The sequence below is a fragment of the Pelomonas sp. KK5 genome, from assembly GCF_001984095.1.
GTDB lineage: Bacteria > Pseudomonadota > Gammaproteobacteria > Burkholderiales > Burkholderiaceae_C > KK5.
In genome coordinates this window covers 12,544-37,349 of record NZ_LYVQ01000033.1, presented here as the reverse complement: position 1 = coordinate 37,349, position 24,806 = coordinate 12,544, and the positions used below count along the sequence as shown (strand labels likewise).

The window sequence follows — 24,806 nt, the reverse complement described above, 5'->3', positions numbered from 1 at the left end:
CAGCACCCAGCCCGGCTGGCCGCCGCCGCCGGCATTGCCGCCGCGCGGCACGACGTCGGTGAAGGTGCCGTGCGGGTACTGCGGGTACTCTTCCAGGTAGCCCAGGCGGTCCAGGCGCAGCTGGTCGCGCAGCTTGACGCGCACCAGGTTGATCACCGCGTCCTGCATCGAGCAGGCCACCTTCTGGCCGCGGCCGGTCTTGTCACGCTGGCGCAGCGCGGTCAGGATGCCGATGGCCAGGTGCATGCCGGTGTTGCTGTCACCCAGCGCGGCGGCAGAGACCGTCGGCGGGCCGTCCCAGAAGCCGGTGGTGGAGGCGGCGCCGCCGGCGCACTGGGCCACGTTCTCGTAGACCTTCAGGTCCTCGTAGTGGTGGCCGTCCGAGAAGCCCTTGACCGAGGCCAGGATCATCTTCGGATTCAGCTCCATGATCCGTTCCCAGGTGAAGCCCATGCGGTCCAGCGCGCCGGGGCCGAAGTTCTCGACCATGACGTCCGAGACCTTGATCAGCTTCTCCAGGATTTCCTTGCCCTCGGGGGTCTTGGTGTCCAGCGTCAGCGAGCGCTTGTTGCCGTTGAGCTGGGTGAAGTAGAGCGCGTCCACGTCGGGGATGTCGCGCAGCTGGCTGCGGGTGACGTCGCCGGAGCCGGGGCGCTCGACCTTGATCACGTCCGCGCCGAACCAGGCCAGCATCTGCGTGCAGGCGGGGCCGGCCTGCACGTGGGTGAAGTCGATGATCTTGATGTCGTCGAGTGCTTTGGTCATTTTGGCTATCTCCTTGTCAGTGCTGGTAACGCGTTACTTCGTCTTGCCGCTTTGCGGATTGAGGTTGGTCAGGCGCCCGCTTTCGGTGCCCGCAGCCTCGTCGATGACCGCATTGATCAGGGCCGGCTTGCCGGCGGCGATCGATTCCTTCAGCGCGGCCGTCAGCTCTTCCGGCGTCGTCACGTGGTAGCCCACGCCGCCGAAGGCCTCGATCATCTTGTCGTAGCGGGCGTCCTTGACGAAGACCGTCGGGGCCACGTCCTTGCCGCCGGTGGGGTTCACGTCGGTGCCGCGGTAGACGCCGTTGTTGTTGAAGATGATCGTCGTGACCGGCAGGTCATAGCGGCAGATCGTTTCCAGCTCCATGCCGCTGAAGCCGAAGGCGCTGTCGCCCTCGATCGCGACGACCGGCTTGCCGCTGGTGACGGCAGCGCCGATCGAGTAGCCCATGCCGATGCCCATGATCCCCCAGGTGCCCGAATCGAAACGCTTGCGGGGCTGGTACTGGTCGATGATCGAGCGGGCGAAGTCCAGCGTGTTGGCGCCTTCGTTGACCAGGTTGATGTCCGGATGGTCCTTCAGCACTTCCTTGATGGCGCCCAAGGCGCTGTGGAAGTTCATCGGGCTGGGGTTCTGCGCCAGCTTGGCGGCCATCGAGGTCAGGTTCTTGTCCTTGCGCGAGGCGATGTTGGCGAGCCAGTCGGCCGGCGGCTTCGGGAAGCTGGCGTCCACGCCCTTCAGCAGTTCACCGACGCAGGAGGCGATATCGCCGATCAGCGGGGCCTCGATCGGCACGTTGCTGTCGATCTCGGTCGGCGAGATGTCGATCTGGATGAACTTCTTGGCGCCCTTCTCCTGGCCCCAGGTCTTGCCCTTGCCGTGCGAGAGCAGCCAGTTCAGCCGCGCGCCGACCAGCATCACCACGTCGGCCTCGGCCAGCACGTAGGAGCGGGCGGCGGAAGCCGACTGCGCGTGCGTGTCGGGCAGCAGGCCCTTGGCCATGGACATCGGCAGGTAGGGGATGCCGGTCTTCTCGACCAGCGCGCGGATGTCTTCATCCGCCTGCGCGTAAGCGGCGCCCTTGCCCAGCAGGATCAGCGGGCGCTTGGCGTTCTTCAGCACGTCCAGGGCCTTGGCGACCGTGTCGGGCGCGGGCAGCTGGCGCGGAGCCGGGTCCACGACCTTGATCAGCGAGGCCTTGCCCTTGGCCGCGTCCATCGTCTGCGCGAGCAGCTTGGCCGGCAGGTCCAGGTAGACGCCGCCCGGGCGGCCCGAGACGGCGGCGCGGATGGCGCGGGCGAAGCCGACGCCGATGTCCTCGGCATGCAGCACGCGGAAGGCAGCCTTGCAGTGCGGGCGGGCGATGGCCAGTTGGTCCATCTCCTCATAGTCACCCTGCTGCAGGTCGACGATCTCGCGCTCGCTGGAGCCGGAGATCAGGATCATCGGGAAGCAGTTGGTGGTGGCGTTGGCCAGCGCGGTCAGGCCGTTCAGGAAGCCGGGGGCGGACACCGTCAGGCAGATGCCGGGCTTCTGGGTCATGTAGCCGGCGATGGCGGCGGCGTTGCCGGCGTGCTGCTCATGGCGGAAGCCGATGAAGCGCATGCCCTCGGCCTGGGCCAGGCGGGCCAGGTCGGTGATGGGAATGCCCACCAGGCCGTAGATGGTGTCCAGGCCGTTGAGCTTCAGCGCGTCGATGACGAGATGGAAGCCGTCGGTCAGTTCGGGCTCATTGGCGGACTGCGTTGCGGCCTGAGCGACCGGCTTGGATTCGAGTACGGTAGACAAGTCTCTCTCCTTGTTCTTGACAACACCCCTCGGCTCTCACCGAGTGCGTGTGGTGACTATGATTGCGGGAGGAACGGAGGCGGTTGACGCCAGTCAAGATTCCGAAAAAACAGAGGCAAACCCTGCAATGACATTCCTGGTGAATCATCCGGAGCGCAACGTGATCCGCCTGCAGCTGAGGCAGAACGTCGCCTTGGCCGGGCTTACCGACGAGGATCTGAAGGAGCTGGAAGCCCAGTTGCTGATCACCGACAGCGGCAAGGGCGAATTCCTGCAGCAGCAGGGCGCGCGGGAGATGGCGCAGTACTTCATCGTCGACGGCGTGCTCAAGCGCGTCGTCTCGAACCCCGAAGGCAAGGAGATGATCCTGCGCTTCGCCTGCGAGCGCGACATGGAGACGGTCTACGCCGCCTGGCGCCTGGGCACGCCCACGCCTTACGGCATCGTCGGCGTCAGCAAGGCCCGCGTGGCCAGCCTGCCGATGAAGGACTGGGGCAGCTTCCTCGACGCCCGCCCCGAGCACAAGCAGCGCTTCGAGTACGACGTGATGAAGGTAATGAGCGACATCATGGCCCACACGATCACGCTGCACCTGCTGGACGCGCCGGGCCGCGTGCAGCGCTTCCTGCGCAAGCATGCGGACCTGGTGGACCGCATTCCGCAGAAGGAGTTGGCCTCCTACCTGAACCTGTCGGCGGAAACGCTGAGCCGGCTGCGCCATAGCGGGAAGATCGCGAATCCGCCTTGACATGGAGCCCCTCGTCCAAGGAGTACCTTGGCCGGTCCCCCGAGGGGACGGCGATGCTCGCGGGGGTTGCCCCGCTCGCACATCGCCACGCGGGCCTGCTTGGGAGCGGCCCGGCGCGACGGCCCGAAATACCAACGCGCGTCATCAGCTGCGGGTAGCGCGCGGCGCCATGGCCAATTGAAATGCAAAGCGGAGCCCGGGAGGGCTCCGCTGACATAACCCGTCATGCCGACGGGTCGGGTTCAGATCACGATTTTTCCATTTGCGCCTTGCGCATCGGGCGCAACACGAACCAAGCCATCAACGCGGCGGCTGCGTTCATCACGCTGGCCACGATGAACACCGAGTGCCAGCTGCCGGTGCTGGCGGCCAGCACGCTGGAGAGCGGAACCAGCAGCGAGGCCGTGCCCTTCGCGGTGTACAGCATGCCGGCGTTGGAGGCCGCGTACTTGGAGCCGAAGGTGTCGGCGCAGGTGGACGGGAACAGGCTGTAGATCTCGCCCCAGGCGAAGAACACGATGCCGGTCAGGATCACGAAGGCCACCGGGTTCTGGCCGAACTTGTACAGCGCCAGGATGCCCACCGATTCGATGGCGAAGGCGATGAACATCGTCAGCTCGCGGCCGATCTGGTCGGACACCCAGCCGAAGAAGGGACGCGTCAGGCCGTTCAGCACCCGGTCGATGGCCAGCGCGAAGGTCAGCGCCGGCAGCACCAGGCCCATGATGTTGACCGGCACACCGTCGATCTTGAAGTCCTTGGCGATCGGGCCGAGCTGCGCGGTGGCCATCAGGCCGCCGGCAGCCACCATCACGAACATGGCGTACATGACCCAGAACACCGGCGTCTTGGCAACCTCGCCCGGCGTGTAGCTGCGCTTGCTCTGCTGCAGCGTGCTCGGGGCCAGCTTCTTCAGCGTCTCCGGCGCGCGGCTCAGGGCCCAGGAGGCCAGGAACACGATCAGGCCCTGGCCGATGCCGAAGTACAGGAAGGCATCCTGGTAGCCGTTGGACTTGATGAAGTTGGAGATCGGGATGATGGTCAGCGCCGAGCCCGCCCCGAAGCCGGCCGCCGTCAGGCCGGCGGCAAGGCCGCGGCGATCGGGGAACCACTTCAGCGCATTGCCCACGCAGGTGCCGTAGACCGCACCAGCGCCCACACCGGCGACGGCGGCAGCGAAGTACAGCATCGGCAGCGTGTCGGCCACCGAGTTCATCGCCCACCCGATACCGCAGAGGATGCCGCCGCCCATCACCACCGGGCGCGGGCCGAAGCGGTCGACCAGGTAGCCCTCGATCGGCACGAGCCAGGTTTCAGTGAGCACGAAGATCGTGAAGGCCACCTGGATGGCGGCGCGGCTCCAGCCGTATTTCTCGGAGATCGGGTTGACGAACAGCGTCCAGCCGTATTGCAGGTTGGCGATCATCGCCATGCACAGGATGCCCAGCAAGAGCTGGCCCCATCGATAGGCGCTGCTGGTGTGCTGGGTGGCGTCGGGCGCCGCGTGGGTGTCTGAGGCCGTGGCGACGGCTACGGGCGGTCGAATCATGATGGCGATTCCTTTGCGGGTGTTGTCTCTCGTTTGTCCTGCCACGCAGGGGCAGCGCGCTCGCCACGCCGCCTCGCGGACTTCCTCTTGTTTGTTTGCCCCGCCAGCCGCTTCGGACCATTTCCGGGGTGGATTCACTGTCGGACGCCGCCGCCGAAATTCTCTTGATCCGAAGCAAGTTTTTCAAAAACCTGCGTTCTGGTTCACCCGGATGAACACCAATCGGGGTGATATAAGAAAAGGCATCTTCCCAGAGCTAACGCGCAATTCGAGCGCATCAGAAAAGGACAGTGAAAAATGACCCTCGTCGTCACCCGCGACCGCAGCGGCAAGATGAAGCACCGGGTGTCGGTGCGCCAGCATGAATTCATCGTCGACGAGCCGCCGGCGAACGGCGGCGACGACCTCGGCCCCACGCCGCACGAGCTCTATGACGCCGCGTTGGCCAGCTGCAAGGCGCTGACCGTCGTCTGGTACGCCAACCGCAAGGGCATCCCGCTGGAAGACGTGGAAGTGCAGCTCGAGCGCGACGACAGCCAGGAGCGCCAGGGCGTCTACAAGCTCGACGCGACGATGAAGTTCGGCGGCCCCTTGACCGATCAGCAACGCCAGGAGTTGCTGACCGTGGCCGGCAAATGCCCGGTGCATCGCCTGATGACCCAGGTGACCACCGAGGTGACCACGCGGCTCGCCGAAGAACCATAACTATTAGTGAATGGTTCGCCAAGCAAAGATTGATTGTTATTTATCAACCCGGCTCTCTACATTTTGCTCAACGCAACACAACGCGAAGGAGCCGGGCATGTACAACGATCTCCAGAATCTCCAGGCCAATCCGCAGGAACTCGAACTGCGCGCCTATAACGCGGCCTTCTACGAACTGGGTTTCCGCTGGTATTGGGATACCCCGACCTACGAGGCGCTGATCGCCTTCAGCGAGGATCCGGTCGAACGGCTGCTGCACTACCTGCGCCGCGAGCAGGCCCACCTGCTGAAGGCCTACGACGCGGCCTTCCTGCTGCGCGTGATCGTCGAGAAGCAGGCGGCCTGCCGCCGCCAGTATTCGCTGATCGCCGACCTGGCCGCGCGGCCGGTGGACTGGTCGCAACTGATCGGCAGGGAGCTGGGCGCATGAGCAAGAAGTGGCTTCGTTTTGAGTTGGATGATGGCCGCGTCGGCTTCGGCACCCTCGGTGACGGCGACGTCGTCCACGAGCACGCCGGCAATATGTTCGACCAGCCCGCGCCCACCGGCCTGCGCTACGACCTGGCCCGCCTCAAGCTGCTCACGCCCACCCAGCCGACCAAGGTCATCGCGATGTGGAACAACTTCCACGCGCTGGCCGCCAAGCTGAACCTGGCCGACCCGCCCGAGCCGCTGTACCTGATGAAGGCGCCGAACTCCTGGCTGCCGGCCGGCCAGACGATCCGCCGCCCGCGCTGCGAGGGCAAGGTGGTGTTCGAGGGCGAACTGGGCATCGTGATCGGAAAGACCGCCTCCGGCGTCACCGTCGAGGACGCGCTGGACCATGTGTTCGGCTACACCTGTGCCAACGACGTGACGGTGGCTGACATCCTGAACCGCGACGCCTCCTTCACCCAGTGGGACCGCGCCAAGGGCTTCGACACCTTCTGCCCGATGGGCCCGGTGGTCGCCACTGGCCTGGATCCTGCAAGCCTCACCGTGACGACGACGCTCAACGGCGAGCTGCGGCAGAACTATCCCATCAGCGACATGCGCTTCTCGGTGCAGCGACTGGTGAGCCTGATCTCGCAAGACCTGACCCTGTATCCAGGCGACGTGATCCTGTGCGGCACCTCGGTCGGCGTCGGCTCGATGATTCCGGACAGCCTGGTCGAGGTGGCGATCGAAGGGATCGGCCGCCTGAGCAACCGCTTCGTCTAGCGTCGGCGACACACAAGATTTTTTGACTATGCCCAAGGAAACTTCATGCAAAAGATCGCAATCATCGGCGCGGGGGCCATCGGTGGACTCGTAGGCGCCCGGCTCGCGCTGGCCGGCGAGGACGTCACCTTCTTCGTGCGCGGCGCCAATCTGGAGGCGATCCGCGCCAATGGCATCGAGCTGATCGACGCCGAGGGCGTGTCGCACTCGACGAAGCAGGTGCAGGCCAGCGACGACTACGCCGGTCAGGCCGGCCAGTTCGACATGGTCATCCTGGCGATGAAGGCGCACCAGGTGGAGGCGGTGGCGGCCAAGGCGGCCGCCCTGCTCTCGCCCACTGGCGTCATCGTGCCGATGCAGAACGGCATTCCCTACTGGTACTTCCACAAGCACGGCGGCGCGCTGGCCGGCACCGTCGTGCGCAGCGCCGACCCGAGCGGTACGGTGCTGGCCAACCTGCCTTCGGACCGCGTGATCGGCTGCGTCGTCTACCCGGCCTCCGAGCTGGTGAGGCCCGGCGTGATCCAGCATATCGAGGGCGAGCGCTTCCCGGTCGGCGAGCTGGACGGCACGACCAGCGAGCGGGTGCAGGCGGTATCCAATGCGCTGGCCCGCGGCGGCTTCAAGGCGCCCGTGCTGGACGACATCCGCGCCGAGATCTGGCTCAAGCTCTGGGGCAACCTGACCTTCAACCCGATCAGCTGCCTCACGCAGTCGACGCTGGTCGACATCTGCCAGTACGGCCCCTCGCGCGAACTGGCCGCGGCGATGATGACCGAGGCGCAGGCGGTGGCCACCAAGCTGGGCATCACCTTCCGCGTCTCGCTGGAGAAGCGCATCGCCGGGGCCGAGAAGGTCGGCAAGCACAAGACCTCGATGCTGCAGGACGTGGAAGCGGGCCGCGCGCCGGAGATCGACGCGCTGGTGGGCTCGGTCGTCGAGCTGGCCCGGCTGACCGAGACGCCGACGCCGCATATCGACACGGTCTACGCGCTGGTCAAGCTGCTGGAGAAGACGATGGGCGAGGAGAAGGCGCGGCTCAGTTTGCAGCCCTTGACCTGAGGCAAGTGCGCTTTGCGCCCCGGCGGACAGAATCCGCCGGGTGAAGCACGCCACCCTCCGCCAGCTGAAAATCTTCGAATCGGTCGCCCGGCTGCTCAGCTACTCCCGCGCGGCCGAGGAACTGCACCTGAGCCAGCCGGCCGTCTCCACGCAGGTGCGCAAGCTGGAATCGCACGCCGGCAACCTGCTGTTCGAGCAGTTCGGCAAGAAGATCTACCTGACCGCCGCCGGCTCGCAGTTGCTGCAGATCAGCCGCGGCATCATTGCCCAGTTCGAGGAGGCCGAGCAGGCGATGACGCACTACCGCGGCGTCAGCGGCGGCAAGCTCAATGTGGGCGTGATCAGCGCCGGGGACTACTTCTTCCCGCGGCTGCTGGTCGAATTCGCCGGGCGACACGCCGGCGTGTCGCTGAACTTCACGATCCATAACCGCGAAGGTCTGCTGACCCATATCGCGGACAACCTGACCGACCTCGCCGTGATGGTGCGCCCGCCGACCGACCTCGACACCGAGGCGATCGCCTTCGCGCCCCACCCTTACGTGATCGTCGCCGCCGCCACGCACCCGCTGGCCGAGCGCCGGCGCATCCGCTTCGAGGAGCTCAAGCGCGAGCCTTTCGTCGCCCGCGAGAAGGGTTCGGACACGCGCAACTCGATGGCCGAGGCCTTCGGCGAGCAGATGGACGACATCCACATCGCGATGGAGATCCGCAGCACCGAGACGATCAAGCAGGCGGTGATCGCCGGCATGGGCCTGGCGTTTCTATCCGCCCACACGATCAGCCAGGAGGTGGCCACGGGCAGCCTCAAGGTGCTGAAGGTCCAGGGTTTTCCGCTGATGCTCAACTGGTTTGTCGTGCACCGGAAAAACAAACGCCTGGCGCCGGTGGCCCAGGCGTTCAAGGAGTTCCTGCTGGCGGACGGGGCGGAACTGATCGAGCGGTTCGTCCCGTACCGGCAGTAACTCTGAGATTTAGCGGAACGAAGCGCTCGGAAGGCGGCCTTGCAGCGCGGCATCGGCCTTCGGGGCCGAGAAGAAGGCGCCGCGGACCGCCTTGAACAGGATCACGATCGGCATGTTGGCGATCAGGGACTTGGCGGCGGGAGTATTCAGGGTGCTGATGATCATGATGGTTTTCCCGGAGAGTTGAAGGTTGGTGAAGATTCGATGACGTAAGTGTCGGGTTAACCCGTGATAGTCGCAAGCGTTATTTGTGCGTCGCAGCAAGTGATTTTCAGATTCTTGATCTAGATCAATTTTTCAGTATCCAGCCCAGTAAACACGGGGCTCTTGCCAGAGTTTGGGCGCAACGCCCCGATGACAAGATATTCTCAATATTGATAACAGTCATACTTCACGCTTGGTCGCCCACCAGCCTTCGTCGAATTTCCCCTGCAGCCAGGTCAGCAGCCGGGTGACCTTGGCTGGCACAAGTCGGGGCGAAGGGAACACCGCGTGGATGGCCTGGGAGGGCAGCGTCCAGTCGGCCAGCAGCGGTTGCACCGCGCCGTCCCTGACCGAGGCATGGGCCACATACCAGGGCAGCACGGCCACGCCGAGGCCGGCGCGGGCCGCGGCAAGCAGGGCCGAGAGGTTGTTGGAGCGCAGCGGCCCCTGCACCGGCACCTGCACCGTCTGGCCGTTGCCGACGAAGCGCCAGCGCTCATCCCCCTGCACCGTGCTGTAGATCAGCGCGGCATGGCGGCTCAGTTCGTCCGGGTGGGTCGGCGTTCCGTGCGCCTGCAGATAGGCCGGCGAGGCCACCAGCACCCAGGGGTTGACGCCCAGGTAGCTGGCGCCCAGCGATGAGTCGGCCAGCTGGCCCATGCGGATCGCCAGGTCGACGCCCTGCTCCACCAGGTTCACGTAGCGGTCGTCGAAGCTCAGGTCGATCTGCAGCTGCGGGTGCTCCCGCATGAAGCCGATCGTCAGCGGCACCATCACGCGCCGCCCGAAGGCCACCGAGGTGCTGATGCGCAGCACGCCGCGCGTCTGCGACTGCTGCAGCGTGGCGAGGTTGTCCGCCTCCTCCATCTCCCGCACGATCAGGATGCACTTCTCGTAGTACAGCGCCCCGATCTCGGTGGGCGTGACGCCGCGCGTGCTGCGGTGGAACAGGCGCGCGCCCAGGCGCTTCTCCAGCGCCGCCACGTGCTTGGTGGCCGTCGGCTGCGTGATGCCCAGGTCCGCCGAGGCCTTGCTGAACGAGCCGGTCTCGACGACGCGGATGAAGAGTTGCATTCCGAGCATGCGGTCCATGGAAATCACCTTTTGCCATTCCAGGGTGGAATATCTGTTATCGGCAGGCTTGGATTCACGCTCCGCACTGCAAAAGACACCATGGCGTCATCGATCAAAAGGAGATGAACCATGGCAATGATGAGAGCCGTCGACGCAGCGGTGCTGGTGATGGAGAAGGAAGGGATCACCCAGGCCTTCGGCATTCCCGGCGCGGCGATCAACCCGCTGTACTCGGCGCTGCGCAAGCGCGGCGGCATCGCCCACGTGCTGGCCCGCCACGTCGAGGCCGCCTCGCACATGGCCGAGGGCTATACCCGCGCCAAGGCCGGCAATATCGGCGTGTGCATCGGCACTTCCGGTCCCGCCGGCACCGACATGATCACCGGCCTCTATTCCGCCCAGGCCGACAGCATTCCCATCCTGTGCATCACCGGCCAGGCGCCGCGCGCCCGCCTCTACAAGGAAGACTTCCAGGCGGTGGACATCGAGTCCATCTCCAAGCCCGTGACCAAGTGGAGCGTCACCGTGCGCGAGCCCGCCCTGGTGCCGCGCAGCTTCCAGCAGGCCTTCCACCTGATGCGCTCGGGCCGCCCGGGTCCGGTGCTGATCGACCTGCCCTTCGACGTGCAGATGGCCGAGATCGAGTTCGACATCGACACCTACGAGCCGCTGCCCGTCTACAAGCCCGCCGCCACGCGCAAGCAGATCGACAAGGCGCTGGACATGCTGCTGGCGTCCGACAAGCCGCTGATCGTCGCCGGTGGCGGCATCATCAATGCGGATGCCAGCGAGCTGCTGGTCGAGCTGGCCGAGCTGACCGGCGTGCCGGTGATCCCGACGCTGATGGGCTGGGGCACCATCCCCGACGACCACCCGCTGATGGCCGGCATGTGCGGCCTGCAGACCAGCCACCGCTACGGCAACGCGACCATGCTGGCCAGCGATTTCGTGCTGGGCATCGGCAACCGCTGGGCCAACCGCCACACCGGCTCCACCGAGGTGTACTGCAAGGGCCGCAAGTTCGTCCACGTGGACATCGAGCCCACGCAGATCGGCCGCGTGTTCTCGCCGGACCTGGGCATCGTGTCGGACGCCAAGGCCGCGCTGCAGCTCTTCGTCGAAGCCGCCCGCGAGCGCAAGGCCGCCGGCACGCTGAAGGACTACAGCGACTGGTCCTTCCGCTGCGCCGAGCGCAAGCGCCTGATGGGCCGCAAGACGCACTACGAAGAGAAGCCGATGAAGCCCTTCCGCGTGTACGAGGAGATGAACAAGGTCTTCGGCCGCGACACGACCTACGTCACGACGATCGGCCTGAGCCAGATCGCCGGCGCGCAGTTCCTGCACGTCTACGGCCCGCGCCAGTGGATCAACTGCGGCCAGGCCGGCCCGCTGGGCTGGACGATTCCCGCCGCGCTGGGCGTCGTGGCCGCCGATCCCTCGCGCAAGGTCGTGGGCCTGTCCGGCGACTACGACTTCCAGTTCCTGATCGAGGAACTCGCCGTCGGCGCCCAGTTCCGCCTGCCTTATGTGCACGTGCTGGTGAACAACGCCTACCTCGGACTGATCCGCCAGGCGCAGCGCGGCTTCGAGATGGACTACTGCGTGCAGCTGGGCTTCGAGAACCAGAACATGCCGGCCGATGCCGAGGGCCTGCAGGGTTATGGCGTGGACCATGTCGCCGTCGTCGAAGGCCTGGGCTGCAAGGCGCTGCGGGTCACCGACCCGGAGAAGGTCGAGGCCGCGCTGCTGCAGGCGCAGGAGATGGCGCAGAAGTACCGCGTGCCGGTGGTCGTCGAGTGCGTGCTGGAGCGGGTCACCAATATCTCGATGGGCACGGAGATCGACAAGATCAACGAGTTCGAGGCGATCGACTGCAAGCACCCCGAGGGCACGAAGGGCCTGGAAGTCGCCGGCCTCTTGGATTAAGGAGAACACCATGCCCCGCTTCGCCGCCAACCTCACGATGCTCTTCAACGAGGTGCCCTTCCTCGACCGTTTCGAGCGCGCCGCCAAGGCAGGCTTCAAGGCCGTCGAGTTCCTGTTCCCCTATGACTTCCCGGCCGAGGAGATCAAGGCCCGGCTCGACGCCAACGGCCTGCAGCTGGTGCTGCACAACCTGCCGGCCGGCGACTGGGCCGCCGGCGAGCGCGGCATCGCCTGCCTGCCCGGCCGCGAGAAGGAGTTCCAGGCCGGCATCGGCCGCGCGATCGAATACGCCGTCGCCCTGGGCGTGCCGCAGCTGAACTGCCTGGCCGGCAAGGCGCCGGCCGGTGTGGCCAGCGCCGAGCTCAAGCGCATCCTGGTCGACAACCTGCGCTGCGCCGCCAAGGGCCTGAAGGTCCACGGCCTGAAGCTGCTGATCGAGCCGATCAACACCTTCGACATCCCCGGCTTCTTCGTCAACCGCACGGACCAGGCGCTGGCGATCCTGGACGAGGTGGGCGCCGACAACGCCTTCGTCCAGTACGACATCTATCACGCGCAGCGGATGGAGGGCGAGCTGGCCGCCACGATGGAGAAGCACCTGTCCCGCATCGGCCACATCCAGCTGGCCGACAACCCAGGCCGCAACGAGCCCGGCAGCGGCGAGATCAACTACGAGTTCCTGTTCAAGCACATCGACCGGATCGGCTATGCAGGCTGGATCGGCTGTGAATACAAGCCGGCGGGAGCGACTGAGGCGGGCCTCGATTGGCGCCAGCGTCTTGCGAGCTAGATCCACTCACCGTTCGCCCTGAGGTATCGAAGGGCCCTGCCAACTGGCTGAGGGCTTCGATACCTCAGCCCGAACGGAAGTCGATCGATCACCCTCAAATCAAATTCAAATCAAAACGGATCCACACATGACCACTCCCTCCCTCAAGATCGGCTTCATCGGCCTCGGCATCATGGGCGCGCCGATGGCGGGCCACCTGATCAAGGCCGGCCACCAGCTCTTCGTCAACACGATCGGCAAGCTGCCGCCGGCCATCGCCGAGAGCTCCGCCACCGTCTGCACCACGCAGCGCGGCGTGGCCGAGCGTGCGGACATCGTCATCGTCATGGTCCCTGACACGCCCGACGTCGAAGCCGTGCTGTTCAGCGAGCAGGGCCTGGCCTCGGGCCTGAGCAAGGGCAAGCTGGTGATCGACATGAGCTCGATCTCCCCGCTGGCCACGCAGGACTTCGCCAAGAAGATCAACGCGATCGGCTGCGACTACCTCGATGCCCCGGTCTCCGGCGGCGAGGTGGGTGCCAAGAACACCACGCTGTCCATCATGGTCGGCGGCCCCGAGGCGGCCTTCGAGCGCGCCAAGCCGCTGTTCGAGCTGATGGGCAAGAACATCACCCACGTCGGCGCCAACGGCGACGGCCAGACCGCCAAGGTCGCCAACCAGGTGATCGTCGCGCTGACGATCGAGGCGGTCGGCGAGGCGCTGCTGCTCGCCGCCCGCGCTGGCGCCGATCCAGCCAAGGTGCGCCAGGCGCTGATGGGCGGCTTCGCCTCCTCGAAGATCCTCGAGGTGCACGGCGAGCGCATGATCAAGCGCACCTTCGAGCCGGGCTTCCGCATCGAGCTGCACCAGAAGGACCTGAACCTGGCGCTGGCCACCGCGAAGACCCTGGGCGTGGCGCTGCCCAACACGTCGACCGCGCAGCAGCTGTTCAGCTCATGCGCGGCCCATGGCGGCAAGGCCTGGGATCATTCGGCGATGGTGCGCGCGCTGGAGACGATGGCGAACTTCGAGATCGGCGGCAAGCTGCCCGAGTAAGGCAGGCCGCGCGACTCAGAACTCCTGGATGGTGGGCCTCAGCACGATCTCGTTGACGTCCACCTCCGGCGGCTGCTCCAGCGCATAGATGAGCGCGCGGGCGAAGGTGTCCGCCGGCACTGCGTTCGCGTAGGTCTTGCGCACGCCTTCCAGCACATCCGGCTCGGTGATGTGCTCGATCAGCTCGGTGTCCAGCGCGCCGGGCGAGATCACCGTCGTGCGGATGTTGTACGGCTTCACTTCCAGCCGTAGCCCTTCGGACAGTGCACGCACCGCGTGCTTGGTCGCGGCATAGACGGTGGCACCCGCCCTCACCTTCAGCCCGGCCACCGAAGCCACGTTGACGATATGCCCCGAGCGCTGCGCCTGCATCGCCGGCAGCACCGCGGCGATGCCGTAGAGCACGCCCTTGATGTTGACGTCGATCATCCGGTCCCAGTCGGCGATCTTCAGGCGCTCCAGCGGCGAGTGCGGCATCAGCCCGGCGTTGTTGAGCATCACGTCGATGCGGCCGAAGCGGGCCAGCGCCGCATCGGCCAGCGCCTGGACCTGGGCGGCATCGGTGACGTCGGTGGCCTGTACCAGCACCTCGCTGCCGCCCAGCTCGGCGGCCAGCGCCTCCAGCCGGTCGAGCCGGCGCGCGCCGAGCACCAGCTTCGCGCCCCGTGCGGCCAGCGCGCGCGCCGCCGCTTCGCCCAGGCCGCTGCTGGCGCCGGTGATGACGACGACCTTGCCCTCGATTGCCTTGCTCATACCTGCGCTCCTGTGTTTTCAGCCACCATCAATGATGCGGGATGCAGGCGGCCTGACTGTCGGAATTCTTTCCAAGGAAGATGACGGGCGCACACAAGCTCTTGATTTTTATGAATGGCACGCTTGATGCGGGCGCGTCCCTGTTTTCTCGACTGGAGGATCAGGACATGCGCACTTCGAGCATCTTCAAGGCTGCCGCCGCGGCCGTGAGCCTGGGGCTGGCCCTCGGCGCGGCGGCCTCGCCGGTCGCCCACGATTTCAGCTTCGTGCTGGGCGGCTTCGTCGACATCAACGGCAGCCCGGCCCTGCCGTCGCCGGTGAGCCAGATCACAGGCTCGTTCACGGTGACCTTCGACACCGCGCTCAACTACGACAACGACACGGCCGACGTCGTCGTCCACATGCTCACCGGCGTGACGGTGGACTCCCCGATCGGCTTCACCTACGACGCGGCCAGCCACACCTTCTTCCTGGGCGGAACGGCCAACGACTCGAACTTCGTCGTGGTGGGCACCAACGACTTCGTGCTGACCTACAACCTCACGGACATCGCGAATCCGGCCTTCATCCCCTGCGACACGCCCGGCTTCCTGTGCGGCGCCAACACGGGCAACCCGGCCTATGACACGTCCGGCTTCACCACCACGGGCAACGACTCGCTGTGGTTCATCGCCGCCGCGCAGAGCAATCCCAACGGCACCTCGGTGCCGGAGCCGGCAACCGGCGCGCTGGTCCTGGCCGCCATGCTGGGCCTGGCGCTTTCCAGGCAGAAATCCCGGCGCTGACGGGTGGCCGGTCCGGTGTGACGACGCCGCTCAGGTCACCGGCGCCGGATTGAACAAGACCAGCGCATTGTGCAGCTTCCACTGCTCCGCCCAGGTCTTCTTCCTCCCGCTGGCCACGTCCAGCATCAGCCGGAACATCTCCCAGCCCACGTCTGCGATCGTCTTCTCGCCGGTGGCGATGGTGCCGGCGTTGATGTCCATCAGGTCATGCCAGCGGCGGGCCAGGTCGTCCCGCGTGGCGACCTTGATCACCGGGCATTCGGCCAGGCCGTAGGGCGTGCCGCGGCCGGTGGTGAAGACGTGCAGGTTCATGCCGGCCGCCAGCTGCAGCGTGCCGCAGATGAAGTCGCTGGCCGGCGTGGCGGCGTAGAGCAGCCCCTTCTGCGTCGCCTTCTCGCCCGGCGAGACCACGCCGGAGATCGGCGAAGAGCCGCTCTTGACGATGGACCCCATGGCCTTCTCGACGATGTTCGACAGGCCGCCCTTCTTGTTGCCGGGCGTGGTGTTGGCGCTGCGGTCGGCGCTGCCGCGCTTGAGATAGGCGTCGTACCAGGCCATCTCGCGGATCATCGCCTCGGCCACCTCGGGCGTCGTGGCGCGGGAGGTGAGCTGGTCGATGCCGTCGCGCACCTCGGTCACCTCGGAGAACATCACCGTGGCGCCTGCGCGCACCAGCAGGTCGGTGCAGAAACCCACCGCCGGGTTGGCGGTGACGCCGCTGAAGGCATCGCTGCCGCCGCACTGCACGCCGACGACCAGCGCGCTGGCGGGCACCGTCTGGCGGCGGCGTGCATTCAAGCGCTTCAGATGCACCTCGGCCTGTCGCACGATGGAATCGACCATCGACATGAAGCCCACATGCGCCTCGTCCTGCAGGCAGACGACGTCCAGCGCCTCATCCTTGCGCTCGTCCTTCAGCTCGATGCTGCCCGGCGGCAGCAGGCGCTCGGGCTGCAGCTTCTCGCAACCCAGGCTCACCACCATCACCTCGCCGCCGAAGTTCGGATTCAGGCTGATGTTGCGCAGCGTGCGGATCGGGATGATCGCGTCCGGCGCGTCGATGGCCACGCCGCAGCCGTAGCCGTGTTCCAGGGCCACGACGTCGTCCACGTTCGGGTACTTCGGCAGCAGTTCGGCCTTGATGCGCTGCACGGCGAACTCGGTGACGCCGGCCACGCATTGCACGGTCTGCGTGATGGCGAGGATGTTGCGCGTGCCGACAGAGCCGTCGGGGTTCACATAGCCCTCGAAGCTGTAGCCCTCCAGTGCGGGCTGGGGTTCGGGCTTCACGGTGGCGATCGGCAGCCCCTCCAGCTCGCGCGCCTCGGGCATGCGCAGCAGGCGCTCGTGCACCCAGCTGCCGGCCGGGATGGGCTTCAGCGCATAGCCGATGGGCACGTTGTAGCGCCGCACCGCGCCGCCTTCGGGAATGTCGACCAGCGCCACCTTGTGCGCCTGCGGCACCTTGTCGACCAGCACCAGGCCGCTGGCCAGCACCGTGCCGGCGGGCAGGCCGCCGTCGTTGGCGACGATGGCGACGTTGTCGCGCTCGTCCATCAGGATCGTGAGGGGCTTCATCGGGGTACTTCTCCGAGCAGGGGCATGACTTCCACCCAGTTGGCGCCGCGGCCGACCGGGGCTTCCCCGCGCACGCTCAAGGCGCCGGTGCGGGGATCGATCTCGAACAGGCGCAGGCGCTGCGACAACTGGCCCACGCTGATCAGGTAGCGGCCGTCCGGCGTGATGCGGAAGCCGCGGGGCTGGGGTTCGGTCGCCGTGTGGCCGAGCAACTCCAGGTGCCCGCTGGCGGGGTCGACCCGGAAGCGCGCGAGCTGGCTGGAGCGGCGCTCGCTAGCGTAGAGATAGCGCCCGTCGGGCGTGAGCTGCAGGTCGGCGGCCCAAGGCTCGCCGCTGAAATCCGTCGTCAGCGTGCTGATCTTCTGCACCGGCGTCAGCCGTCCGTTCTCATAGCCCAGCACGTCCAGCGCGCCGTCCAGCTCATTGAGCAAGTAGACGAAGCGCTGGTCCGGGCTGAAGCGGAAGTGGCGCGGGCTGGCGTTCTGATGCGGGCTGACGGTCGCCCGTGCGCTGAGCCTGCCCGTCATGGGATCGAAGTCGAACTGCGTGATCACGCCGCCGCCCAGGCTGGTGGCGAGCACGCGCCGGTTCGTCGCATCGGGCAGGATCGCATGCGCCTTCGGGCCGGTCGCCTCCACCTGCACCGTCTCGCGCACGATGCCCTGCGCATCGATCGCGTTCACCGCCACCAGGTTGCCGCCGTAGGAGGCGCTGAAGAGCCAGCGGCCGCTGTGGTCGGCGGCAATGTAGGCCATGCTGTGCGGCAGTGCCGCATTGCCCAGCGGGCTCAGCCGGCCGCTGCGACGGTCGATCGCGAAGCTCAACGCCTCGCGCGGCTCGGAGCGGCGGGCGACGTAGAGCCGGTCAAGCGACGGCCCCAGCGCCATCGGCATCAGCTCGCCACCGGGCTCGATGGTCTGCACCACGGCGATGGCGCCCGAGGCCGGGTCCAGCCGCAGCACGCTGATGTCGCCGCTCTCGGCGCCGGAGACGTAGACGGCGAACATGGCCTTACTGCACCACGTGGCCGGTGATCAGCGTCGGCAGCCAGGTGGAGAAAGCCGGCACATAGGTCACCAACGTGATCGCCACGCAGATCGCCGCGTAGTACGGCCAAGCGGTACGCGTGGCCTCGCCGATCGAGATCTTGCCGATCGCACAGCCGATGAACTGCACGGTGCCCACCGGCGGATGCACCAGCCCCAGCGCGCAGTTCAGCAGCAGCATCATGCCGAACTGCACCGGGCCCACGCCCATCTGGATGGCCAGCGGCAGGAACAGCGGCGTGGTGATCAGGATGTGGGCCGCCATATCCAGGAAGATGCCCAGGAAGATCTGGATGATGTTGATGTACAGCAGCATCAGCCAGGGCTGGGTGGTGGCCTGCAGCAGCGCGGCCTCGATGGTGTCGGGGATCTCAAGATACGCCATCTGGTAGCGCAGCATGTTCGACACGCCGATCAGCAGCAGGATCACGCCGGTGGTCTTGGACGCCTTGGCCAGCGACTTCAAGAGGTTCTGCCGCGTCATCGTGCGGTAGACCACCACCGTCAGCAGCAGCGAGTAGGTGACCGCGATGGCCGCCGCCTCGGTGGCCGTGGCGATGCCCTTCATCACGCAGACCAGGATGATCAGGATCACCGCCAGCCCCGGGATCGCCGCCAGGAAGGTGCGCAAGACCTGACCCCAGCCGGCGAAATGCGCGAACACCATCGAGGAGCCGTCGGCCCGCTTCGGATAACCGTGCTTGGCGGCCTGCCAGTAGGCGGTGATCAACATGCACACCATGATCCAGAAGACCGGGATCAGGCCGGCGAACATCAGGTCGCCGATGGACACGCCGCGGATCGTGTTGCCCGCGATCACGCCGGCCGCGCCCTGCGCCGCGAAGGCGTAGATGATCATGTTGTGCGAGGTCGGCATCAGCGCGCCGGAGAGCGAGGCGTGGGTGGTCACGTTGACCGCGTAGTCGGCGCCGTAGCCCTCCTTCTTCATCACCGGAATCATCACGCCGCCCATCGCGGAGGTGTCCGCCACCGGCGAGCCCGAGACGCCGCCGAACAGCGTGGACGCCACCACGTTGGCCAGGCCCAGGCCGCCCTTCCAGTGGCCCACCAGGCTGCGGGCGAAGGCGACGATCTTGTCGGCGATGCCACCATGCAGCATCAGCTCGCCCGAGAAGATGAAGAAGGGAATGGCCAGGAAGGAGAACACGTTCATGCCCGAGACCATCATCTGGATGGCGGTCTCGAAGGGCAGGCCCTCGTAGGCGAAGGTCAGCAGACAGGACAGGCCGATGGCGAAGGCCACCGGCATGCCCAGCAGCAGGAAGACGAGGAAACCGAGGGAGAGGACGGTCAGTGCCATGAGGATTGCACCTCTTTGCCGGTGAACTGCGCGATCAGGTGCTCGATCGAGAACAGCGAGATCAGGACGCCGGCGATCAGCACCGGCACGTAACGGACGGACTCGGTGATGCCCAGCGTGGGGATCGTGTCGTGATGGGTGGACGCGGCCATCTCGGCGCCGCCGGCGATCAGCGCCAGCGCGAAGGCCAGCGTCAGCAGCAGCACCAGCACCTTGCAGGCGTGCTGCACCGGCTTCGGCAGGATCTTGACCAGCGAATCCAGGCCGATATGGCCCGCATCGCGCACGCCGGCCGAGGCGCCGAACATCGCCACCGACACCACCAGCAGCAGCGCCACCTGCTCCACATAGGCCGGCGCGTCGTTGAACACATAACGAAGCACCACGCCGTACACCACGATGGCCAGCAGCGCGGCCAGGCAGAGGCAGGCGAGGTACATCACCCAGCGCGACAGGCGCGCGTTGAGGGCAGTCAAGCCGTTCATCGAGCGCTTACTTCGTGTTGACGATGTCTTGCACCAGTTGCTTCAGCTCGGGCGTCGTGGCGAACTTGTCCCAGACCGGCTTCTCGACAGCCACGAAGCCCGCGCGGTCCACCTGCGCGGCCGGCGTGATCTTGGCGCCGCCCTTGACGACGGCGGCCTTCGCCTCGGTCTCGCGCGCCTCCCACAGCTTCACGTAGTACGGCACCGAGGCCTTGGCCGACTGGCGCAGTTGCGCCTGCTGCTCCTTCGTCAGCGTGTCCCAGATCTTCTTGGAGAAGACCAGCACCTCGGGCGTCATCACATGCATGGTCTCGGAGAAGAAGGGCGCGGCCTCGTAGTGCTTGGACTCCTCGTAGGACGGGATGTTGTTCTCGGCCGCGTCGACCAGGCCGGTCTTCAGGCCGGTGTAGACCTCGGCGAAGGGCATCGGCGTCGGCGAGGCGCCCATGGCGCTGGCCAGGCCCACCATCAGGTCGGAGGGCTGGACGCGGATCTTCACGCCCTTCATGTCGGCCACCGTCTTGATCGGCTTGCGCGCATAGACCGAGCGGGCGCCGCTCTCGTACCAGCACAGGCCGATGAAGCCGGCCTTCTCGAACGAAGCCAGCATCTTGTCACCCAGCGGCCCGTACATCACCTTGCGGAAATGCTCGACGTCGCGGAACAGGAAGGGCAGCGAGGGGATCACCGACTCCGGCACGATGCCATGGAAGGAGGCGGAGCTGACGCGCACCATGTCCAGCGCGCCGATCTTGACCTGCTCGACGGTGTCCTTCTCCGAGCCCAAGGCGCTGTCGCCGAAGATCTTGATCTTGTCCTTGCCGCCGCTGGCCTTGGCGAGCTCGTCGCTCATGAACATCACCGCCTTGTTGGTCGGGAAGTCCTTGTTGTGGACCTCGGCGGAGCGGTAGTTGCGGGCTTCGGCCGTGCCTGCGCCCAGCGCCATGACAGCGGCCAGCAGGATGGGAATCGGGCGGTACTTGGTGCTCATGTTGTCTCCGTTGGTTTTGTCGGTTATGTGTCTTGGCGATGGGGCTCAGTCGAACGGGCCTTCATTGACGAAGAAGCCGCCCTGGTAGATGCCGTTCGGGTCGTCGTCGGCCAGCGGCGGCTGCGCCTCGATCGCGGCGCGGTACGGTTCGGAACTGTCCAGCGGCGCCCAGCCGAGCACCGAGGCGCCGCTGTTGTCCCACCATGTATCGCGGCTGGCGGACGCGCCGTAGACGATCGTGTGGCCCACGCCCGGCGTGAACAGCGCATGGCCGATCAGGTTGACCAGGTCGCGGTGGCTGATCCAGGTGCTGAGCTGGCGGCGGTTCTGCGGCTCGGGCAGCGCGGAGCCAATGCGGATGCTGACCGTCTCGATGCCGTAGCGCTCGAAGTACATCTGCGCCATGTCCTCGCCGAAGCATTTGGAGACGCCGTAGTAGCTGTCCGGCCGCTGCTTCGCGCTCGTGTCGATGCGCTCGCCCTGGCGATAGAAGCCGATCGTGTGGTTGGAGCTGGCGAAGACGATGCGCCTGACGCCCTGCAGCCGCGCCGCCTCGTAGAGATGGAACACGCCGCGCAGATTGGCCTCGAGGATCTGCTCGAAGGGCCGCTCGACCGACACGCCGCCGAAATGCACGACCGCGTCCACGTCGGCCAGCAAGGCACGCATGCCGGCCTTGTCGGCCAGGTCGCAAGGCATGTCTTCCTCGTGCGGCGCTGGCGTCGCGGCGAGCGGCGCCAGGTCCGACAGGCGCAGGCGCTCGGCGAACGGCGCCAGCCGGGCCCGCAGCTCGCGGCCCAGGCCGCCGGCCGCCCCGGTCATCAGCAGCCGCTTGAGCGGCATCGGTGGCATGAAGTCCTTCATTGGGTTACGCTCTGAGTCATCGCATATACGTTGTCGTACAACTTCATTATCAATACCTGATGACGATCGTGACTCAGGGTAATCCCCAGAATTCCCGCCGCGGCCTGGCCCACACGCTGGTCGAAGACCTCAGCGAGAAGATCCGCAGCCAGCAGTTGCAGCCCGAGGACAAGCTGCCCACCGAGGCCGCGCTGATGCAGACCTACGGCGTCAGCCGCACGGTCGTGCGCGAGGCCATCTCCAAGCTCCAGCAGGCCCGGCTGGTCGAGACGCGGCATGGCATCGGCACGTTCGTGCTGGGGCTGGGCGAGGCGCCGGGATTCCGGATCACGCAGGAACAGGTCGGCACCTTGCAGGACGTGATCGCCGTCCTCGAGCTGCGCATCGGCCTCGAGACCGAGGCCGCCGCGCTGGCCGCCCAGCGGCGCAGCGAGGCGAACCTCGTGGCCATGCGGGCTGCGCTCGATCAAGTGGTCGAGGCGGTGGAGGCCGGCCGCGATTCCGTGCCGGCCGATTTCCAGTTCCACCTCGAGATCGCCCGCGCCACGCAGAACAGCCACTTCAGCGAGCTGATGACGACGCTGGGGAACACCATCATCCCGCGCGCCCGGCTCGACGGGAGCACCTCCCCTGCCGCGGCGGTCAGCGACGAGCGCCGCGCCTACCTGCGCCGCATCAACGGCGAGCACGAGAGCATCTTCGACGCCATCTCCGCCCAGGATCCCGACGCCGCGCGCGCCGCGATGCGCACCCACCTCGCCAACAGCCGCGAACGCCGCCGCCGCGCCCAGGCCGGATTGAAGTAGCCCTCTTCTCGGGTTTACCCGGATCGTCAGTTGTTCGCCTAGTTGTACGATGACTGACAACGAATCGCCAACCGACCGCGAGACATCCGATGAGCCCCACCGAACTGAAATCCGTCCTCCAATCCGGCCTGCTGTCCTTCCCGCTGACCGACTTCGATGCGCAGCTGAAGTTCGCGCCCAAGCCCTATGCCGAGCGCCTCGAATGGCTGCAGCCCTACGGCGCCTCGGCCCTGTTCGCCGCCGGCGGCACGGGCGAATTCTTCTCGCTGGAACCCACCGAATACAGCCTGGTGATCCAGGTGGCACTGGAAACCTGCCGCGGCCGCACGCCGATCATCGCCGGTGCCGGCGGCGGCACCACGCTGGCGATCCAGTACGCGCAGGAGGCTGAGCGCCTGGGCGCGCAAGGCGTGCTGCTGCTGCCCCACTACCTGACCGAAGCCAGCCAGGCCGGCCTGGTCGCCCATGTGGAAGCGGTCTGCAAGAGCGTGAAGATCGGCGTCATCGTCTACAACCGCGGCGCCTGCAAGCTGACGCCGCAGAGCCTGCAGCAACTGGCCGAGCGCTGCCCCAACCTGATCGGTTTCAAGGACGGCCTGGGCGACATCGAGAAGTTCGTCGCCATCCGCCAGACGCTGGGCGAGCGCTTTGCCTACCTCGGCGGCCTGCCGACGGCCGAACTGTTCGCCGGCGCCTACAAGGCGATGGGCTGCCCGGTGTACTCGTCCGCCGTCTTCAACTTCATCCCGAAGACGGCGATGGACTTCTACCGCGCCCATGCCGCCGGCGACACCGCCACCTGCGACCGCCTGGTGCGCGAGTTCTTCCTGCCCTACGTCGCGCTGCGCAACAAGGGCGAGGGCTATGCCGTCTCCATCGTGAAGGCCGGCGCCACGCTGGTGGGCCATGGCGCGGGGCCGGTGCGGCCGCCGCTGTCGGACCTGCTCGCCCCGGAGGTCGAGGAATTGCGCCAGCTGATCGCCAAGCTCGGCCCGCAGTAAACAGCGAAGCCCATCATCGAGGAGTCCAGCGATGAACAACACACCCCGCATCACCGAGCTGCGCGTGATCCCGGTCGCCGGCCGCGACAGCATGCTGCTGAACCTCAGCGGCGCCCACGCCCCCTTCTTCACCCGCAACCTGCTGATCCTGAAGGACAGCGCCGGCAACACCGGCGTCGGCGAGGTGCCTGGCGGCGAGAAGATCCGCCAGACGCTGGAGGATGCGCGCGAGCTGGTCGTCGGCCAGCCGCTGGGCTCCCATCAGCGTGTGCTGCAGGCGGTGCAGCGCCAGTTCGCCGACCGCGACAGCGGCGGCCGCGGCCTGCAGACCTTCGACCTGCGCACCACCATCCACGCGGTGACCGCCATCGAGTCCGCGCTGCTGGACCTGCTGGGCCAGCACCTGGGCGTGCCGGTGGCCGCGCTGCTGGGCGAGGGACAGCAGCGGGATGCCGTCGAGATGCTCGGTTATCTGTTCTACGTCGGCGACCGCACGAAGACGGACCTGCCCTACAACAGCGAACCCGCGGCGGACGATGCCTGGAGCCGCCTGCGCCATGAAGTCGCGCTGACGCCGGAAGCGGTCGTCAAGCTCGCCGAGGCCGCCCGCGAACGCTACGGCTTCAACGACTTCAAGTTGAAGGGCGGCGTGCTGCGCGGCGACGAGGAAGTCGACGCCGTCACCGCGCTGCACGAGCGCTTCCCCGAGGCCCGCGTCACGCTGGACCCGAACGGCGGCTGGCTGCTGAAGGACGCGATCCGCCTGGGCCAGCGCATGCGCGGCATCGTCGCCTATGCCGAGGACCCCTGCGGCGCCGAGGACGGCTTCTCCGGCCGCGAGGTGATGGCCGAGTTCCGCCGCGCCACCGGCCTGCCCACGGCCACCAACATGATCGCCACCGACTGGCGCCAGCTCTCGCACGCGCTCTCCCTGCAGAGCGTGGACATCCCGCTGGCCGACCCGCATTTCTGGACCATGGCCGGCTCCGTCCGCGTGGCCCAGACCTGCCGCGACTGGGGCCTCACCTGGGGCTCGCACTCGAACAACCACTTCGACATCTCGCTGGCGATGTTCACCCACGTCGGCGCGGCCGCGCCGGGCAAGGTCACCGCGATCGACACGCACTGGATCTGGCAGGACGGCCAGCGGCTGACCAAGGAGCCGCTGAAGATCGCGGGCGGCCATGTGCAGGTGCCGCGCAAGCCGGGCCTGGGCGTGGAGCTGGACATGGTGGAGGTCGAGAAGGCCCACCAGCTCTACCGCAAGCACGGGCTCGGCGCGCGCGACGACGCGATTGCCATGCAGTACCTGATCCGCGGCTGGACCTTCAATCCGAAGCGCCCGGCCCTCGACCGCTAACGACG

At 66.8% G+C, this 24,806-nt stretch carries 25 protein-coding genes; 13 read left to right on the top strand and 12 right to left on the bottom strand.

What is annotated here, in order from left to right; genetic code table 11:
* Positions 1-765 (bottom strand): formyl-CoA transferase (locus tag B0W88_RS07320; protein ID WP_144006658.1); only part of this gene is annotated, 765 nt, incomplete at its 3' end.
* Positions 766-798: 33 nt separating this feature from the next.
* Positions 799-2,553 (bottom strand): oxalyl-CoA decarboxylase, encoded by a 1,755-nt coding sequence (gene oxc, locus B0W88_RS07315; protein WP_077034004.1) that lies wholly within the window; start codon positions 2,551-2,553, stop codon positions 799-801.
* A 127-nt stretch (positions 2,554-2,680) separates the two neighbouring features.
* Here oxc and B0W88_RS07310 point away from each other — a divergent pair, with 127 nt between their 5' ends.
* Entirely contained in the window at positions 2,681-3,301 is a 621-nt protein-coding gene (locus B0W88_RS07310; RefSeq protein ID WP_077034003.1) for a Crp/Fnr family transcriptional regulator, read from the top strand.
* Between the two features lie 247 nt (positions 3,302-3,548).
* On the opposite strand, the gene oxlT is transcribed toward B0W88_RS07310, so the two are convergent.
* Complete coding sequence (oxlT, locus tag B0W88_RS07305) at positions 3,549-4,850, bottom strand: oxalate/formate MFS antiporter (protein ID WP_077034002.1); 1,302 nt, start codon at positions 4,848-4,850, stop codon at positions 3,549-3,551.
* Positions 4,851-5,147: 297 nt separating this feature from the next.
* On the opposite strand from oxlT, the gene B0W88_RS07300 reads away from it, so the two are divergent.
* From B0W88_RS07300 to B0W88_RS07280, 5 genes are all read left to right on the top strand, one after another.
* Positions 5,148-5,555, top strand: a complete 408-nt coding sequence (locus tag B0W88_RS07300; RefSeq protein WP_077034001.1) for an OsmC family protein — start codon at positions 5,148-5,150, stop codon at positions 5,553-5,555.
* Positions 5,556-5,652: 97 nt separating this feature from the next.
* Positions 5,653-5,985 carry a hypothetical protein gene (locus B0W88_RS07295; RefSeq protein WP_077034000.1) on the top strand — a complete coding sequence of 111 codons (333 nt, stop codon included), beginning with the start codon at positions 5,653-5,655 and terminating at the stop codon, positions 5,983-5,985.
* A complete protein-coding gene (locus B0W88_RS07290) occupies positions 5,982-6,755 on the top strand; it encodes a fumarylacetoacetate hydrolase family protein (protein WP_077033999.1) in 774 nt (257 codons plus the stop codon). The genes B0W88_RS07295 and B0W88_RS07290 overlap by 4 nt, the downstream gene beginning before the upstream one ends.
* Positions 6,756-6,800: 45 nt before the next feature.
* On the top strand, positions 6,801-7,817 hold the full coding sequence (locus B0W88_RS07285) for a 2-dehydropantoate 2-reductase (RefSeq protein ID WP_077033998.1): 1,017 nt from the start codon (positions 6,801-6,803) through the stop codon (positions 7,815-7,817).
* A gap of 40 nt (positions 7,818-7,857) precedes the next feature.
* Entirely contained in the window at positions 7,858-8,781 is a 924-nt protein-coding gene (locus B0W88_RS07280; RefSeq protein WP_077033997.1) for a LysR family transcriptional regulator, read from the top strand.
* A 9-nt stretch (positions 8,782-8,790) separates the two neighbouring features.
* Here the strand turns inward: B0W88_RS07280 and B0W88_RS33505 are convergent, their stop codons facing one another.
* Positions 8,791-8,946 (bottom strand): hypothetical protein, encoded by a 156-nt coding sequence (locus tag B0W88_RS33505; protein WP_158080816.1) that lies wholly within the window; start codon positions 8,944-8,946, stop codon positions 8,791-8,793.
* A gap of 219 nt (positions 8,947-9,165) precedes the next feature.
* Positions 9,166-10,077 carry a LysR family transcriptional regulator gene (locus B0W88_RS07275; RefSeq protein ID WP_077033996.1) on the bottom strand — a complete coding sequence of 304 codons (912 nt, stop codon included), beginning with the start codon at positions 10,075-10,077 and terminating at the stop codon, positions 9,166-9,168.
* Between the two features lie 111 nt (positions 10,078-10,188).
* Here B0W88_RS07275 and gcl point away from each other — a divergent pair, with 111 nt between their 5' ends.
* From gcl to B0W88_RS07260, 3 genes are all read left to right on the top strand, one after another.
* Positions 10,189-11,985: a glyoxylate carboligase gene (gene gcl, locus B0W88_RS07270; RefSeq protein WP_077033995.1), complete on the top strand. Its 1,797-nt coding sequence runs from the start codon at positions 10,189-10,191 to the stop codon at positions 11,983-11,985.
* 10 nt (positions 11,986-11,995) lie between these two features.
* Entirely contained in the window at positions 11,996-12,775 is a 780-nt protein-coding gene (gene hyi / locus B0W88_RS07265) for a hydroxypyruvate isomerase (protein WP_077033994.1), read from the top strand.
* 127 nt (positions 12,776-12,902) lie between these two features.
* On the top strand, positions 12,903-13,811 hold the full coding sequence (locus tag B0W88_RS07260) for a 2-hydroxy-3-oxopropionate reductase (RefSeq protein ID WP_077033993.1): 909 nt from the start codon (positions 12,903-12,905) through the stop codon (positions 13,809-13,811).
* Positions 13,812-13,826: 15 nt separating this feature from the next.
* Here B0W88_RS07260 and B0W88_RS07255 read toward each other — a convergent pair whose 3' ends face one another.
* Positions 13,827-14,564 (bottom strand): SDR family oxidoreductase, encoded by a 738-nt coding sequence (locus B0W88_RS07255; protein ID WP_077033992.1) that lies wholly within the window; start codon positions 14,562-14,564, stop codon positions 13,827-13,829.
* Positions 14,565-14,731: 167 nt separating this feature from the next.
* On the opposite strand from B0W88_RS07255, the gene B0W88_RS07250 reads away from it, so the two are divergent.
* Positions 14,732-15,349 (top strand): PEP-CTERM sorting domain-containing protein, encoded by a 618-nt coding sequence (locus B0W88_RS07250; RefSeq protein ID WP_077033991.1) that lies wholly within the window; start codon positions 14,732-14,734, stop codon positions 15,347-15,349.
* Positions 15,350-15,379: 30 nt separating this feature from the next.
* On the opposite strand, the gene garD is transcribed toward B0W88_RS07250, so the two are convergent.
* Genes garD through B0W88_RS07220 form a run of 6 tightly spaced genes read right to left on the bottom strand, consistent with a single transcriptional unit; the run spans position 15,380 to position 21,622 of the window.
* Complete coding sequence (garD, locus tag B0W88_RS07245) at positions 15,380-16,927, bottom strand: galactarate dehydratase (RefSeq protein WP_077033990.1); 1,548 nt, start codon at positions 16,925-16,927, stop codon at positions 15,380-15,382.
* Positions 16,924-17,934 (bottom strand): lactonase family protein, encoded by a 1,011-nt coding sequence (locus B0W88_RS07240; protein WP_077033989.1) that lies wholly within the window; start codon positions 17,932-17,934, stop codon positions 16,924-16,926. The genes garD and B0W88_RS07240 overlap by 4 nt, the downstream gene beginning before the upstream one ends.
* Before the next feature lie 4 nt (positions 17,935-17,938).
* Positions 17,939-19,294 carry a TRAP transporter large permease gene (locus B0W88_RS07235; RefSeq protein WP_077033988.1) on the bottom strand — a complete coding sequence of 452 codons (1,356 nt, stop codon included), beginning with the start codon at positions 19,292-19,294 and terminating at the stop codon, positions 17,939-17,941.
* Positions 19,285-19,779, bottom strand: coding sequence for a TRAP transporter small permease (locus B0W88_RS07230; RefSeq protein ID WP_077033987.1), 495 nt, complete (start codon positions 19,777-19,779; stop codon positions 19,285-19,287). Before B0W88_RS07230 ends, B0W88_RS07235 begins: the two co-directional genes overlap by 10 nt.
* Before the next feature lie 7 nt (positions 19,780-19,786).
* Complete coding sequence (locus B0W88_RS07225; RefSeq protein WP_077033986.1) at positions 19,787-20,770, bottom strand: TRAP transporter substrate-binding protein; 984 nt, start codon at positions 20,768-20,770, stop codon at positions 19,787-19,789.
* Between the two features lie 45 nt (positions 20,771-20,815).
* Positions 20,816-21,622 (bottom strand): NAD(P)-dependent oxidoreductase, encoded by an 807-nt coding sequence (locus B0W88_RS07220; protein ID WP_077034007.1) that lies wholly within the window; start codon positions 21,620-21,622, stop codon positions 20,816-20,818.
* Positions 21,623-21,693: 71 nt separating this feature from the next.
* Between B0W88_RS07220 and B0W88_RS07215 the strand changes: the two genes are divergently transcribed.
* From B0W88_RS07215 to gudD, 3 genes are all read left to right on the top strand, one after another.
* Positions 21,694-22,440, top strand: a complete 747-nt coding sequence (locus tag B0W88_RS07215; protein ID WP_077033985.1) for a FadR/GntR family transcriptional regulator — start codon at positions 21,694-21,696, stop codon at positions 22,438-22,440.
* Between the two features lie 89 nt (positions 22,441-22,529).
* Positions 22,530-23,441 carry a 5-dehydro-4-deoxyglucarate dehydratase gene (kdgD, locus tag B0W88_RS07210; protein ID WP_077033984.1) on the top strand — a complete coding sequence of 304 codons (912 nt, stop codon included), beginning with the start codon at positions 22,530-22,532 and terminating at the stop codon, positions 23,439-23,441.
* 31 nt (positions 23,442-23,472) lie between these two features.
* Positions 23,473-24,801 carry a glucarate dehydratase gene (gene gudD, locus B0W88_RS07205; RefSeq protein WP_077033983.1) on the top strand — a complete coding sequence of 443 codons (1,329 nt, stop codon included), beginning with the start codon at positions 23,473-23,475 and terminating at the stop codon, positions 24,799-24,801.
* The last annotated feature ends 5 nt before the right edge of the window (positions 24,802-24,806 follow it).